The 14,976-nt window shown below is 68.2% G+C and carries 12 protein-coding genes; 5 read left to right on the top strand and 7 right to left on the bottom strand.

Going from position 1 to position 14,976, the window contains the following annotated elements:
- The first annotated feature begins 7 nt into the window (after positions 1-7).
- Entirely contained in the window at positions 8-925 is a 918-nt protein-coding gene (locus AC0LPE_RS05675; protein WP_026060961.1) for a mechanosensitive ion channel family protein, read from the top strand.
- Here the strand turns inward: AC0LPE_RS05675 and AC0LPE_RS05670 are convergent.
- Complete coding sequence (locus AC0LPE_RS05670) at positions 922-3,030, bottom strand: ABC transporter permease (RefSeq protein WP_490605766.1); 2,109 nt, start codon at positions 3,028-3,030, stop codon at positions 922-924. The genes AC0LPE_RS05675 and AC0LPE_RS05670 overlap by 4 nt on opposite strands.
- 187 nt (positions 3,031-3,217) lie before the next feature.
- Here AC0LPE_RS05670 and AC0LPE_RS05665 point away from each other — a divergent pair, with 187 nt between their 5' ends.
- Positions 3,218-3,880, top strand: coding sequence for a TetR/AcrR family transcriptional regulator (locus tag AC0LPE_RS05665; protein ID WP_088896592.1), 663 nt, complete (start codon positions 3,218-3,220; stop codon positions 3,878-3,880).
- A gap of 4 nt (positions 3,881-3,884) precedes the next feature.
- Here the strand turns inward: AC0LPE_RS05665 and AC0LPE_RS05660 are convergent, their stop codons facing one another.
- The 3 genes from AC0LPE_RS05660 to mca are packed head-to-tail and all read right to left on the bottom strand — an operon-like array spanning position 3,885 to position 7,103.
- The gene (locus AC0LPE_RS05660) at positions 3,885-5,879 is read right to left on the bottom strand and encodes a thioredoxin domain-containing protein (protein WP_490605765.1); all 1,995 of its coding nucleotides are present in this window, start codon (positions 5,877-5,879) and stop codon (positions 3,885-3,887) included.
- A gap of 43 nt (positions 5,880-5,922) precedes the next feature.
- On the bottom strand, positions 5,923-6,246 hold the full coding sequence (locus AC0LPE_RS05655) for a hypothetical protein (protein WP_016691273.1): 324 nt from the start codon (positions 6,244-6,246) through the stop codon (positions 5,923-5,925).
- Positions 6,243-7,103 carry a mycothiol conjugate amidase Mca gene (mca, locus tag AC0LPE_RS05650; protein WP_016691272.1) on the bottom strand — a complete coding sequence of 287 codons (861 nt, stop codon included), beginning with the start codon at positions 7,101-7,103 and terminating at the stop codon, positions 6,243-6,245. The genes AC0LPE_RS05655 and mca overlap by 4 nt, the downstream gene beginning before the upstream one ends.
- 180 nt (positions 7,104-7,283) lie before the next feature.
- Between mca and AC0LPE_RS05645 the strand changes: the two genes are divergently transcribed.
- The 3 genes from AC0LPE_RS05645 (at position 7,284) to AC0LPE_RS05635 (ending at position 10,085) form a co-directional block, all read left to right on the top strand.
- Entirely contained in the window at positions 7,284-7,712 is a 429-nt protein-coding gene (locus AC0LPE_RS05645) for a DUF4307 domain-containing protein (RefSeq protein WP_016691271.1), read from the top strand.
- Between the two features lie 248 nt (positions 7,713-7,960).
- Complete coding sequence (gene greA / locus AC0LPE_RS05640; protein WP_006553878.1) at positions 7,961-8,455, top strand: transcription elongation factor GreA; 495 nt, start codon at positions 7,961-7,963, stop codon at positions 8,453-8,455.
- A 439-nt stretch (positions 8,456-8,894) separates the two neighbouring features.
- Positions 8,895-10,085 (top strand): IS30 family transposase, encoded by a 1,191-nt coding sequence (locus tag AC0LPE_RS05635; protein ID WP_248690839.1) that lies wholly within the window; start codon positions 8,895-8,897, stop codon positions 10,083-10,085.
- A gap of 68 nt (positions 10,086-10,153) precedes the next feature.
- Here AC0LPE_RS05635 and AC0LPE_RS05630 read toward each other — a convergent pair whose 3' ends face one another.
- The 3 genes from AC0LPE_RS05630 to AC0LPE_RS05620 all read right to left on the bottom strand — a co-directional run bounded on the left by AC0LPE_RS05630 (position 10,154) and on the right by AC0LPE_RS05620 (position 14,972).
- Positions 10,154-11,515, bottom strand: a complete 1,362-nt coding sequence (locus AC0LPE_RS05630; RefSeq protein ID WP_490605764.1) for a C40 family peptidase — start codon at positions 11,513-11,515, stop codon at positions 10,154-10,156.
- Positions 11,516-11,664: 149 nt separating this feature from the next.
- Positions 11,665-13,575 carry an SEC-C domain-containing protein gene (locus AC0LPE_RS05625; RefSeq protein ID WP_261380022.1) on the bottom strand — a complete coding sequence of 637 codons (1,911 nt, stop codon included), beginning with the start codon at positions 13,573-13,575 and terminating at the stop codon, positions 11,665-11,667.
- Between the two features lie 245 nt (positions 13,576-13,820).
- Positions 13,821-14,972, bottom strand: a complete 1,152-nt coding sequence (locus AC0LPE_RS05620; RefSeq protein ID WP_016691268.1) for a cystathionine gamma-synthase — start codon at positions 14,970-14,972, stop codon at positions 13,821-13,823.
- Positions 14,973-14,976: the final 4 nt, after the last annotated feature.

Below are 14,976 nucleotides of genomic sequence, written 5' to 3'. Positions count from 1 at the left end.
GCGAGGGATGTCTATTCCGTTGCTCGCCTTCGAACTGACCGAGACCAACCGGGACTGGCTGATCCACCGGCCGCTGGCGATCGTGAGTTACATCGTCGTCGCGATCGCGCTCCGCTTCGTCCTCCACCGGCTGATCGACCGCATGACGAAGCCGCGCGAGAGATCCGGCAAGCCCCGCCGATCGTTCCTCGCGCCGCTGCAGGAACGCGCCGAACGCGCCATCGGTGATCCCTACGCGCGCGAACGCCGGATCCAGCGTGCCCAGACGATCGGCTCGGTGTTCAAGTCCGGTGTGTCGGTCGTCGTGCTCGTCTGGGTGGTGCTGCAGACGCTCGACACCCTCGGCTTCAACGTCGCGCCGTTCATCGCCTCGGCCGGTATCGCCGGTGTCGCGCTCGGTTTCGGTGCGCAGAACCTCGTCCGGGACTTCATCTCGGGCATGTTCATGCTGCTCGAGGACCAGTACGGCGTGGGCGACGTGGTGGACCTCGGCGACGCGGTGGGCACCGTCGAGTCGGTCGGCCTGCGCGTGACGACCGTCCGCGACATCGACGGCACCCTGTGGTTCTGCCGCAACGGCGAGATCCTGCGCGTCGGCAACATGAGCCAGGGCCACGCCGTCTCCGTGATCGACGTGCCGATCGCGCCGACCTCCAACGTCGACCGCGCCTGCCAGATCGCCCTGCGGGCCGTGCTCGACGGCGTCGAACGCGAGGACATCGCACCCGACGTCCTGGAGAAGCCCGAACTGCTCGGGGTCAACTCCGTGACGGCGGGTGCGGTGACGCTGCGGCTGACCGTGCGCGTGCGCGCCGGCAAGCAGTGGGCGATCCGCCGCAGCCTCACCCGCTCGGTGCTCGAGGCATTCGATCAGAACGGCATCGAGTCGCCGAACCTCGCGGTCGCAGCTCCCGTGAGCAGCTAGACCCTCTCCGGCGAGCGCTCCACCACCGGATCCGCCTCGGTCCGCCGACCGGCGCGGATCCGGTCGAAGGCGATCACGAAGAGCAACGAGACAGCGCCCCAGATCGCGAACGTGACCAGGTGCGGACCGACGGTGTCGCCCCCGAAGTAGAGGATCGAGCGCACCGATTCCACGGCCGCCGGCATCGGCAGCACACCGTGCAGGAACCGGAAGGCCTCCGGCGCCATGTACATCGACATCGCCCCGTTCGAGGCGGGCACACCGAGGAACATCAGGATGCCGACGGCGGGGATGACGGCGAGCAGCCCGAACAGACGGTGCAGCGCCAGCGTGAACATCGAGGTCGTGAACGTCGCCACGATCCCCACGCCCCACAGGGGCAGGAAGTGCCCGTCGACGGCTCCGGTGATCGGGTCGGCGATCACCCACAGGACGGCCGGCATGAACAGCGCCCACCCCGCGGAGATCGGCAGGAAGCGGCGCAGGACCATCGCGGCGGGCTGCGCGCCGCCGGCCACGACGACCACCATGAAGCCGGACATGATCCAGCCCATCGCGACGTAGAGCGTCACCGTGCCCATCGTGTCGGAGCCCGGCAGCGGCGTCATGTTCTCGACGGTGAGCGGCAGCTGCATGCCGCCCGCGACCTGCTCGAAGACCCGCTGCACGACCTGCTGCTGGCTCATGCCCGCAGCCTCGTTGGTGATGAGGGTCGCGGTCGGGGACGCCGCGGACGGCAGGACGAACGCCGCGACGATCTCGCGATCCCGGACGTCGGCGCGCGCTGCCTCGATCGAATCCGAGGTCCGCAGGTCGAACAGGCCGGACATGTTCTGCTCGAGCCCGGCGACCGTCTGTTCGGCCTGTTCGGTGCTCGCGGCGACGACGGTGACGGGCATGTCGCGCGGCGTCGGCTGGTACATCGCGCCGAGCATGATCGACAGCATCAGCACGACCATCGCGAACGGGAAGAACGCGAGGGTCAGGTACCGGACGCGGTTGCTCTCCGGACGCGGTCCGGGCGTGAGCGACGGCATCGTGATCTCGGGATCACCGGCGTCGGGGTTGCGGCGACGCTTCAGGGCATCGACCCCGAGGGTCGCGGCGAGCGCAAGCACCGCACCGATCACCAGCACCAGGAGGTGCCCGCCGACCCCGTCGCCGCCGAAGTAGACGACCGACCGCAGCGACTCACCGGCGGCCGCGGTGGGCAGGAAGCCGTGCAACCACGGGTAGATCGACGGCAGTGCGTACACCGACATACCCAGATTCGACGCGGGGACGCCGAGGACAATCACGAAGAGCATGCCCACCAGGACCGCCATCGGTCCGAGGATCCGGGTGAGGAACAACTGCACCGAGCCCACGGCGAAGATGGACAGCCAACTGATTCCCAGCAGCGTCGCGGTGGGGCCCTCGACCGCGCCGAGGATCGGTCCGGCGACGAGCCACACGAGCGTGCCGATCAGCACCGACCAGCCTGCGAGCAGGGGTACGATGCGACGGAAGCGCAGCAGCTCGGGCGAGTTGGACAGCATGATGCTCAGCGGCATGTAGCCCGCGAGCATCAATGCCTGCGCCATGAACATCACGCCCAGACCGGCCATGTCGTGGTCCGGTAGCGGAGCCAGGTCCTCGGCCGTGAGGTCGAGACCCGATCCGATGATCGGCGGGGCCACCAGACCGGTGACCATGTTCGACTGCGAGGCCCCGGCGGCGCCGGCGGTGTACACGGTGGCGGTGCCCGCGTCGGACAGCGAGACGGCGCCCGCGACCTCCCGGGAGAGCACGAGGTCGCGTGCCCGGTCGTCGGTCCCGACGACGCGGACGTCGACCGCCTCCGGATCGGCGCCCTCGAGTGCGCGGGCGAAGTCGTAGGCCTGCTGCTGCGACGATCCGGCGACGGCGATCGGCATGTCGTGCGGGGCCGGTGCGTGCATCGCGTACAGATAGCCGGTGATCATCATGCCGACCATCAACAGCGGCATCACGAAGATCGCGACGTAACGCCCGATCTGTTCCTTGCGGGCGCGGGCGAGCTCGGCCTCGGTCGGGCCGTCACCTCCCGGTGGATCGTTCTTCTCGGTCGTAGCGGTGTCGGTCACTGACGAACTCCTCGATATCCGGTCATGGACTGAACGCTTCCCGGCCGGTACCGGCAACTCGGAAATACGCTGACTGACTTAAAAAGCTACGCCGCGTGTCTTAAAATGGACAACCTGAGACACTGGTGACGTTCGTCCCACCCACCGATGAGCCGTACGGCAGAACGAGAGAGCAGCGGGTTCCAGCGTGAGCACCTACGGCGACCAGGCACGGCGAGCACTACTCGACTCCGCGGAGGAACTGTTCGCGACCTACGGCGTCGACGGGGTCTCGAACCGGCGCATCGCCGAGCACGCGGGCAACGCGAACCACTCGGCCGTCAACTACCACTTCGGGAGCAGGGACGAACTCGTCCGCGCGATGGTCACCCGCTACGCCGAGGACACCCGCCGACGACGAGCCGAACTCGTCGGCCTGCTCGGCCCCGAACCGGGACTGCGCGACTACCTGAGCTGCCTCGTCGTCCCGTTCACCGATCAGCTCGCATCGATGCCCGTCCCCAGTTGGCGCGCCCGGTTCCTCCGACAGCTCCGGACGGTCCCCTCGATGGTCGACATCGTGGGCCGCAGCGTCGTCGAGGATCCCCATCTGGACGCTCTGATCGAACGGGCCAGGGCGTGCGTCGCCGACATCCCCGACGGTGTGATCACCGGTCGGTCGTGGCTGCTGGGGAAACTCGTCGTGGACGCGTGCGCCGACTACGAAGCACGGCTCGAACGGGAACGGGTGGAACCCGACTGGACGGGTTTCGCCCTGTTCCTCGTCGATGCGATCGCCGGAATGTTCGAAGCGCCGGTGACGAGCGTGGGCGATTTCCTCGGCTCGCGCACCGTCTCCGCATGGCCGTGACAGGTCAGACCGCGGCGAGGACCTCGCGCAGTTCCGTCGCCGTCGTCACCGGCCGATCGCACACGAAACCCCTGCACACATAGGCCGCGGACGCTCCGTCGACGAGCGGCCGACCGTCGAGCAGCGGCGACGAGTCCGGTTCGCCACCCACGACGACCGCTCCCCCGGGCGCGATCCGGCGCGCGAGGTCCAAGAGTTCGCCCCCACCCACGACGGCGACCTGCAGCGGACCGCGCACCGACGCCTCGGCCACGGTCAGCCAGTGCCCTCCGGCACGCGGCGCCTTCTCGAGCAGGATCGACGCCGCCGACAGCGACAGCGCGGCGGCGTCGGCGTAGCGGGGGTCGTCGTGCACGAGCGCGGACAGACCGAGCAGCGCCTCGGCGATCAGCGAGGCCCCCGACGGCGTCGCCCCGTCGACCGGATCGCGCGGCCGGGCGACCAGCGATTCGGCGTCGTGCGCGGTGTCGAACCAGCTCCCTGGACGATCCGGATCCGCGAACTGCGTGAGCGCGACGTCGGCGAGTTCTCGCGCGCGCTCGACCCAGCTCCTGTCCCCGGTCCCCTGATGGACGGCGAGCAGTGCGGTGACGAGCGCTCCGTAGTCCTCGAGCACGCCCGAGGGAGATCCGACGACACCTCCGAGCGACGCGCGGCGCAGTCGTCCGTCGACGAGGTGCCGGTCGAGCAGGAACCGCGCGCACCTCGCCGCAGCGTCGATCCAGGCGGGTTCGCCCAGTGCGACGCCGGCCTCGGCCAGTGCGGTGATGGCGAAACCGTTCCAGGCGGTGACGACCTTGTCGTCGCGCCCGGGTTGCGCGCGATCCTGCCGGGCCGCGAACAGGCGGGCCCGCACGTCGGCGAGACGGGTCGGATCGTCGGGCTCGTCGAGCAGCTGCAACACCGAGGTGCCGTGCTCGAAGGTGCCGCCGGGAGTGACGGTGAAGGCCTCCGCGGCCCACCGGCCGTCCTCCGCGCCGAGCACCTCGACGAGCTGGTCGGGAGTCCACACGTAGGTCAGGCCCTCGACCCCGTCTGTGTCGGCGTCGAGCGCCGAGGCGAATCCGCCGTCCGTGGTGAGCAGGTCGCGTAGCAGGAACTCGGCGGTCTCCCGGGTGACCCGCGTCGGCAGTTCCGCGCCGGTCACCCGCGCGAGGTGCGCGTACAGCCGCAGGAGCAGCGCGTTGTCGTAGAGCATCTTCTCGAAGTGCGGCACCGTCCAGGCGACGTCGACGCTGTAGCGGGCGAAACCGCCACCGAGCTGGTCGTAGATCCCACCTCGCGCCATCGCGTCGGTCGTGCGCTCGACGAGACCGAGCGTCTCGGCGGAACGCGTGCGCTCGTATCCGCGCAGCAGCCCCTCGAGCAGGTTGGACGGCGGGAACTTGGGTGCGCCCCCGAAGCCGCCGTGTTCGCGGTCCTCGTCGGTGGCGATCGCCGCGGCCGCCGCGTCGAGCAGGGCGGCCTCGACAGCGGCCTCCCCCACGGGCAGTCCCCCGCTGCTGCGACGGAGTTCGGTGGCCACGGCGTCGGCGGCCTGCGAGACCTCGTCGCGACGGTTGTGCCAGGTCTCGGTGATGGCCTCGAGCAGCTGGACGAAGGACGGCATGCCGCCGCGCGGCGTGTTCGGGTAGTACGTGCCGCAGTAGAAAGGGGAACCGTCCGGGGTGAGGAAGCAGGTCATCGGCCAGCCGCCCTGACCGGCCATGGCGACGGTCGCGTTCATGTAGACCGCGTCGATGTCCGGCCGTTCCTCGCGGTCGACCTTGATGCACACGAAGTTCTCGTTCATGACGGCAGCCGTGGCCTCGTCCTCGAACGACTCGTGTGCCATGACGTGACACCAGTGGCAGGCCGCGTACCCGATCGACAGCAGGATCGGCACGTCGCGCTCGCGCGCCTCGGCGAGCGCGTCGTCGCCCCATTCCTGCCAGTGGACCGGATTGTCGGCGTGCTGCCGCAGATAAGGGCTCAGGGCGTCGGCCAGTCGGTTCGCCATGCCCCCACGCTACGGAAGGAGCACCCTCGGTGACGGCCGGTCGTCAGCTTCCCTTGGTGGTTTCCGGACGTTCCGGACCGGTGGCCTTCGTGCCGCCGGCCCTCTCCTCCTCGGCCCCACCCGGGATCGCACCCGGCAGCGTGCCGTCGTCCACGGCCTGGTCGGGTTCGGGATGCTCCGGCTGGAAGTTCTCGGGCAGCTTCTTCAGCCGCTTGTTCATGTTCCAGATCAGCAGAGCGGTCGCGACCAGCAGGACCACCACGATGGCCAGTCCGAGCGGGGACGCCTTGCCGAACTCGGGGCCGGTCGGCTCCTGGGCCAGAATCTCGACGGCCAGAACATCGACCGCGAGCGTGCCTATCGTCATTTGCCCTGTCCGTCCTCGATGCCCGCGAACAGATCCGTCTCGGGAAGCTCCGTGCTCACGCGGGTCTTGGCCAACTCGAACTCCTCGGTCGGCCACACCTTCTGCTGGATGTCCAACGGCACCGCGAAGAACGATCCGTTGGGGTCGATCTGGGTGGCGTGGGCCCGCAGCGCGTCGTCGCGCTTCGGGAAGTAGTCGCCACAGGTGATCTGGGTGGTCACGCGCCCCATGATGTCGCCCTGCTCGGTGCGCCACTTGTTGAGCCACTGCTCCATCGGGAACGGCTCCCCGCGACGCTCGTACTCCTCGCGGAACAGCTCGAGCCGCTTACGGATGAACCCGTGCGAGTAGTAGAGCTTGCTCACCGCCCAGGGCTCGCCCAGCTCGGGGTGGAAATCCGGATCCGCGGCCGCTTCGTAGGCCGCGACCGACACCTCGTGGCACCGGATGTGGTCGGGGTGCGGGTAGCCGCCGTTCTCGTCGTAGGTGGTCATGACGTGGGGGCGGAACTCGCGCACCGACTGCACGAGCCGGCGGACCGGTTCGTCGAGCGGGATCGCCGCGAAGCAGCCCTCCGGCAGCGGAGGCTTCGGGTCGCCCTCGGGCAGTCCGGAGTCGACGAAGCCGAGCCACTGCTGCCGCACCCCGAGGATGCGGGCCGCCTCGGCCATCTCCTCCTGGCGCACCTCGCTCATGCGCTCACGGATGCCGGGCACGTCCATGGCGGGATTCAGGATGTCGCCGCGCTCTCCGCCCGTGAGCGTGACCACCAGGACCTCGTGCCCCTCGGCCGAGTACCGGGCCATCGTGGCCGCGCCCTTGCTCGACTCGTCGTCGGGATGGGCGTGCACGGCCATGAGCCGTAGTCCGCTCACGTGTATTCCTCCACCTCACGTCGTCTGCTTCGCCGGAACCGACCCTGCGCCCGCGTCGCGGTCGCTTCGGATCCGTCCTCTATAGTTCCACCTGATAATTCCGACGTCAGCCGTGACCCTGCGGCGACGCCCGATCCATCGTTCCGCTGTGAAAGCAAAGTGATGAGCAACACCGTGCCCACCGACCGGTACCCCTCCTCCCGGTACCCCGGACCCCGCGTGTCGACACGCGGCAAGCGCTGGGGTTTCACCATCGCCGGTCTGCTCGCGGGGCTCGTCGTGGCGTTCGTTCTGTTCCAGAACAACTCGGCTCCGATCGAGTCGGAGGTCGTCGCCTTCGAGATCATCGACGACAGCACCATCGACATCCAGCTCAAGGTCACGCGCGACGATCCGTCCGAGGACGCCGTCTGCATCATCCGGGCCCGGTCGAAGGACGGCAGCGAGACCGGACGGCGCGAGGTGCTCATCCCGGCATCCGATTCGCAGACGGTCGTGCTGACCTCCACGGTCAAGACGTCACAACGCCCCGGAATGGGCGACACCTACGGCTGCGCCACCGAGGCCCCCGAGTACCTCCGCGCACCCTAGGAACCTGCCGCGACCAGCGTCTTCCTGCGCTTTCCCGGAGCAGCGACGGGAGTGATGCTAAAATAGCCGGATACACGGTTCCACCCTTTGGGGCCGTGTATTGCTGCATAAGAGCATCAACAGACAGTACGACTTCCGTTCAGCCTGACAACAAGGGGGGGACGACGGGGGTCGTGCTGTCGCGGTCGTTGCATGTGCACGACTTGTCCACGGAGCCGGGGGCTCCAACCCGAAGGAAGTGATCGAGGATGACCGAGACCCAGGTGACCTGGCTGACGCAGGAGTCGTACGACCGGCTCAAGGCCGAGCTGGACCAGCTCATCGCGAATCGTCCTGTCATCGCCGCCGAGATCAACGAGCGTCGCGAGGAAGGCGACCTCAAGGAGAACGGTGGCTACCACGCAGCCCGTGAGGAACAGGGCCAGCAGGAAGCCCGTATCCGTCAGCTCCAGGAGCTGCTGGGCACCGCCAAGGTCGGCGTCGCTCCGACCGAGTCGGGTGTCGCCCTCCCCGGTTCCGTCGTCACCGTCTACTACGCCGGCGACGAGACCGACACGGAGACGTTCTTGATCGCGACCCGCGAGGAAGGCGCCCGCAACAGCGAGCTCGAGACCTACTCCCCCAGCTCGCCCCTCGGTGGCGCCCTGATCGACGCGAAGGTCGGCGAGACCCGCGAGTACACGCTGCCCAACGGCAACACCATGAAGGTGACCCTGGTGAGCGCGGAACCCTACCGCGGCTGATCGCCTCTGCAGCCGAAAGGCCCGACCGGAGAATGGCGGGTTCACATGATCGTCGCAACACTCTCAACGAGAGGTTGCGACGATCATGTCGTTCACGGAGGACTGCGACCGGTTCGGTAACCAACTGGCACGACTGATCGATGCCGGGATTCCGGTCAAGGAGGCCGCGGCCGCGATCGGGCTGCCCCGGCAGCGGTGCTACGCGATCTTGAGGGCCATCGACCGGCCGGCGGGTAGATCCCGTGGCCCGGCCGGCACCGCCGACCGTGCGCTGATCGTGTCTGTCTACAACGAGACCGGGTCGATCAATCGGGCGGCGAAGGCATCGAAGGTCGCGCACTCGGTGGCCCGCCGGATCCTGGTGGACGAGGGACTGGTCGGCAGGGAGAAAATCTCACCGAAGGGCAAACTCGAAGCCAAGCGTCGTTGCCTGGAGTTGATCGCAGCGGGCTGGTCGGCCAGACGAGCAGCCCGTGAGGTCGGGGTCAACGAACGCACCGCACGGGACTGGCGGCAGGGAATCCGGCGCTCGAACAATAAGCGGATCCATCCCGATGGGCGGGTGGTGGACTACCACCACGGAACCGTCTACACACAGTCTGTGACCAGTGTGACCTGTGAGGGCAGCGGACGGCCGGCGATCAGCGACCGGTATCTGTCGACCGAGGACCGGATCGCGATCGCCGACGGCCTGCTCGTCGAGGATTCGCTGCGAACCATCGCCGCTCGGATCGGCAAGAACGTCTCGACCGTCTCGCGGGAGATTCGTCGGCACAGCATCGAGGGCAGCTACCTGCCGTATCAGGCCGATCGAGCCGCCGCCACGGCCCGGGCGCGGCCCAAGCAGTCCAAACTGGTGGTGAACACGGTCCTGCGGGCAGCGGTCGAGGAAGGCCTGTCCCGGAAGTTGTCACCGGAGCAGATCTCGCACCGTCTACGCCGGGATCATCCCGACGACGAAAGTATGCGGGTGAGCCACGAAACGATCTACCAAGCCCTCTACTTCCAAGCCCGAGGCGGCCTCAAAAAGCAAGTACAACAGTCACTTCGGACCGGACGGGCGAGACGTAAACCGCACCGCGCGGACGGTCAGCGGTATCAGCGATTCACCGATCCGATGGTGATGATCAGTGACCGGCCCGCCGAGGTCGCCGACCGTGCGGTGCCCGGGCACTGGGAAGGCGATTTGATCACCGGTGAGCTGAACAAGACCGCGATCGGCACCCTCGTCGAACGCACCACCCGCTACACGATGCTGCTGCACCTGCCGAACGGGCACGACGCCGAATCCGTGCGGGACGCGCTCATCGCCGCGATGAAAGACCTGCCCGCCCATCTTCGTGGCTCGCTGACCTGGGATCAAGGCGCCGAGATGGCCCGGCACAAGCAGTTCGGTATCGCTGCCGATATGGCCGTCTACTTCTGTGACCCGGCCAGCCCCTGGCAGCGCGGCACCAACGAGAACACCAACGGACTGCTGCGGCAGTATTTCCCCAAGGGCACCGATCTGAGTGTCTACAGCCCGGCGGACCTCGAGCACGTCGCCCAGGAGCTCAACGGCCGGCCACGCAAAACGCTCGGCTGGGATACTCCAGCCGAGCGTCTGCGTGATCTAATCACCACCAACTAACAGCGGTGTTGCGTCGACCCCTTGAAACCGCCAATCCGGTCGGGCCTTTCGCGTGTTCACGGCAGGTATCAGAAGATGCGCCGCGCCTTCATGTCGGGGAAGACCGGCCCCACCCGCACGACGTCGCCGGTGGTGGGCGCGTGCACCATCTGCCCGCCGCCGATGTAGATGGCGACGTGACCCGGTCCCCCGGCCTGCCAGTTGCCGAACAGCAGGTCGCCGGGGCGCGCCGCGTACAGCGGCACCTCGGTGCCGATGTGCCACTGTGTCTCGGACGTGCGCGGCAGCGTGATGCCTGTCGCGGCGAACACCGCGTACGACGTCAGGCCGGAGCAGTCGAAACCGCCGCCGGACGGCCCGTTGATATTGCCGCCACCCCAGACGTACGGCAGGCCGAGGTACTTGAAGGCCAGGTCGACGATGCGATTGCCGACGTCGCCGGCCCCGCCTCCGATGCCCAGGCCGAGGAACGGCGAGAGCATGCGGGCGAAGACGTGCTCGGTCGCGCGGATCTTCGCGACGTAGGGCTTCGTCTGGTTCTCGTAGTCGGGATGACCGGACGGCATGCCACCCGAGCGCTTCACCGCGCCGAGACCGGCGTTGTAGGCCGCGAGGGTCAGATCGAGGGTGTCGCCTTCGACCAGACCGCGTTTCTTCCAGTCGTCGATGAGCTTGTAGTTGTCGCACAGGAGGTTGCCCGACGCCATGACCGGGTCGGCGATACCGAGAACGTCGGCCTTGCCGTCACCGTCGGCGTCCTTGCCGTACTGGTCCCAGGTGCCGGGCATGAACTGCCCCGGACCGCGGGCGCCGACCGGCGAGACCGGTGCGGTCGGGCCGTACCGGAAACCGTTCTCGGCGGAGTAGAGGGCCGCGAGGACCGGCGCGGAGATCCCGTCGCACAGTTCGCCGGCCTTCTTCAGCCACGGCGCGAACACGGCGATCGCACCGATGGGTGCGAGTCGCGTTCCGGGAAGGATCGCCGGGATCGACGGCAGTGTGATCCCGGTGCCGGGAATCGTGGGACCCGGTTGCGGGTTCCCGACCGCGCCGGTCGCCGGCGGTTGGACCGGTATCCCGAAGGGTCCGGGCCGGGCGGCCGGCGGTTCGGGCGCCAGCGCGGGCGGAGCCGCTTCCGGATCGGCGGGGTGCAGTGCCGCGGCCGCCTCCTCGGGCAGATGCGGCTCGATCGCCCCCGCGACCGCCGTTGTCGCATCCGCGACCGCCTGTTGGGCTCCCTGCTGCATCGGTTCCGGCAACGACGCGACGAAGTTCGCCACGTCCGTGTCGGCGTTCTCGGCAGTCGCCTCGAACGATTCGATCGCCCCGTTGATCTGATCCTTGATCTCTGCTGGTAGGTCCACGCCCTGAACGAGCGCACTTGCTGCCGTAGCCACTGCCACGATGACCGCAGACGGGTCCACCGACATCCGCTACCCCCACATCCATCCATCAACCGCTCTCACCGTAACTGTGAGGTCGATCACCAGTACGGCTTCCGGATGTTCTTATCACATATATTCAGGAACACGTTCTAGTCTTGGGATCAGTGGGACTCGTGTTACCTGTGTGACCAGAGTTACGGTTCCGGATAGAAATCCGCGGCATCGGGATGGGTCAGGACGTCCATGATGTCCACCGGATCGACCGTGTCCTCGCCCAGCAGTGCAACGAGCGTGTCCCGCTGGTCCTCCGTCACCGGTTCGCAGCCACCGGGCATCACCCATCGGTCCTCACCTACCGGCATCACGCGGGCGCACAGCAACGTGCCGGCGGGCACCTCACCTGCGAGCCAGGGCGCGGACACCTCGACCACCCGGTCGCTGCGGACGTCGCGCAGCGTGAGCGATTCCTCCGGCGCACTCGCCTCGACCTCGAAGACCGAACGCTCGACCGCCAGCCACGAGCGGGCGAGTTCCGCCTCGTCCTCGGGCAGCAACTCCCCGCGACGCTCGACGAAATCCGCGAACGCGCCGGCATCGAAGAGCAGGACGTCCTCGACGAGCGGATCGGCGACGGCCTCGGCCACCGCATCGTCGTCCCCGTAACCGGAGCGGGCCTCCGCCAGCGCGACCCGCTGTTCCGCCCATCCGGGTTCCAGGGCGTGCATGGCCGCCTTCATGTACAGCCAGTCGGACCGCTCCTCGAGCGAGTGCTTGGCGCGCCCGAGATGGCACGCCTTGTACTTGCGGCCCGACCCGCACCAGCAGCGGTCGTTGCGGCCGAGCCCCGGAACCTCCTTCGGCCGGTACCGTTCGAGCAGTTCGTGGAGGGGATGTTCGTCGCCACCCGGCACCCGCGCGAGCAGGGACAGCCCCCGGATCGCGTCCCCGCGATCGGAGGCGAAGCGCGCGAGGTCGAACAACGGCAGGTCGAAGGCGGAGTCGAGGTCGGCCGAACGCTCGTAGTGCCGTTCGGCTTCGGTGATGCGTCCGGTCGATTCGGCCGCGCGACCGGCGATCCAGTGCGCCGCCCCCGCCGCGCGTCGCGGCGCATGGTCGAGCAGCCACAGCGCGGCCTGCTCGATCGCCTCGGGCGCGAGCTTCTCCCCCACCAGTTCGTCGTAGACGGTCTCGGCGATCTCGGGATCGGACAGCACCGAGTACAGACCGGACTTCCCCACGGCGAAACGCTCGTCGAGTTCGGCGTCGTCGCCACGTTCGAGGGCTTCGACCAGTGACGCGAACAGGGCCACACCGGGCACGGCGTCGACGGGGATGCCGAGCTGTTCGGCATAGATCTCGAACATCGCCCGGTCGGAGTATCCGTCGAAGTCGAATCCCTTCGGTGCCACCAGGTCTCCGCTGCGGTCCAGTCCGGCTCCGGCGAGCAGTTCCCCGAGTGGCAGGGACGGCGCAGAGAACGCGTCCGGTGCATCGGCGAGCACGTCGAGGAAGGCACCGTCGAGGCTCGCCACCTGGTCCCGGGCGATGGCCTGTTCGAGCGCGTGCACGAATTCGGCCTCGCTGCTTCGGACTTCGTCGTCGGCCGGAGCGAACGACAGGCGACCGTCCCGCACGGTGAGCGCGAGCAGATCGCCGGGTTCGCGACCCGACAGGGCCCCTCCGGGAAAGACGATCGTCTCCCGACCGACGACCCCACCCGAATCCGGATCGTTCTGCGTGGCAGCAGCTTCGGATCCACCCGGTTGCACGAGATCGAACTCGTCCTCCTCGGAGACGAGCAGCAGGAGCGGTTCGATGTCGGCGACCGGGATCGCGTGCCGGTCGAGTTCGTCCGCGGTGAGGCGGTGTGTGAGCGTCCTCCCCTCGAACAGCGCATCCGTCGCCGCGACCCGGTCGTCGGACAACCACAGCAGCAGCGGATGCGGTTCCGACTGTTCGAGATCGATCATCACCTGCTCGGCGGAGCCGAATCCGTGTTCCTCGAGGTGATCGGCCACCTCGTCGATCGTCATGGGTCCGTGGCTCCGTACCGTGTCGAGCACGGTGTCCCACAGGGCGGATTCGGGATGTTCGCTGTCCGTCACCACGTGATCGTACGGCGCCCGGTAGTGCTTCCGGGGGCTATGCGGTTCCTTCCGCACGTCGCCGTCACGCGTCATGCATCGCAGGCGACCTCCGATCGGGCGCGGGCCCAGCCGGCCGGCGTCGGCGACGGTCATGGCTCCGACTCTTCCGAAACGGCGGGCGACGCGTCGCTGTTCTTCCGATCGACACGAGAAGAAGGCGTCCCTCGGGACGCCTTCTTCTCGTGTCTTCTACGGCCGGTGTGTCAGCCGAGCGCCTGTTCGACGTCGGCGAGCAGGTCGGCGGCATCCTCGATGCCCACCGACAGCCGGACGAGATCCTCCGGGACCTCGAGCAGCGACCCGGCGGTGGAGGCGTGGGTCATCGCACCCGGATGCTCGATGAGCGACTCCACGCCACCGAGCGACTCGGCGAGGGTGAAGATCTCGGTGCGCTTGCAGAAGTCCAGCGCGGCCTGGCGGCCACCGGCGAGGCGCACGGAGATCATGCCGCCGAAACGGCGCATCTGCTTGGCCGCGTACTCGTGGCCCGGATGCGATTCGAGACCCGGGTACAGCACCTTGCTCACGGCCGAGTGGCCCGACAGGAAGTCGACGAGCTTCTCGGCGTTGTCGGAGTGCTTCTCCATCCGCACCGCGAGCGTCTTGATGCCGCGCAGCGTGAGGAAGGCGTCGAACGGGCCCGGCACGGCACCCGCACCGTTCTGCAGGAACGCGAAGGCGGCGTCGAGCTCCTCGTCGTTCGTCACCAGCGCGCCACCGACGACGTCGGAGTGACCACCGATGTACTTGGTGGTCGAGTGCAGCACGACGTCAGCGCCGAAGGTGAGCGGCTGCTGCAGGTACGGCGACGCGAAGGTGTTGTCGACGACGATCTTGGCACCACCCTCGTGCGCGATGTCGGCGAGTGCCGAGATGTCGCCGATGTTGAGCAGCGGGTTGGTGGGCGTCTCCACCCACACGAGCTTGGTGTTCGGGCGCACCGCCGCGCGCACCTCGTCGGCGTCGTTGATCGCGGCCGGGGTGTACTCGATCCCCCACTGCGTGAACACCTTGTCGATGAGGCGGAAGGTGCCGCCGTAGGCGTCGTTGGGGATGACGAGGTGGTCGCCCGGACGCAGCACCGAACGGAGCAGGCAGTCGGTGGCGGCCATGCCCGAGCCGAACGCCCGGCCGTAGGTGCCGTTCTCGAGCGCGGCGAGGTTCGCCTCGAGGGGACGACGGGTGGGGTTGCCGGTGCGGGCGTACTCGAAGCCGCTGCGCATCTCGCCGACGCCGTCCTGGGCGAAGGTCGACGACGCGTAGATCGGCACGTTGACGGCACCGGTCTGGGGGTCGGGCTCGTACCCGGCATGGATGGCGCGGGTCGCGAAACCGTGCTGGTTCTGATCGGTCATGAAA

Source organism: Rhodococcus sp. S3, assembly GCF_058211795.1.
This window is presented reverse-complemented; position numbering and strand designations above follow the sequence as displayed.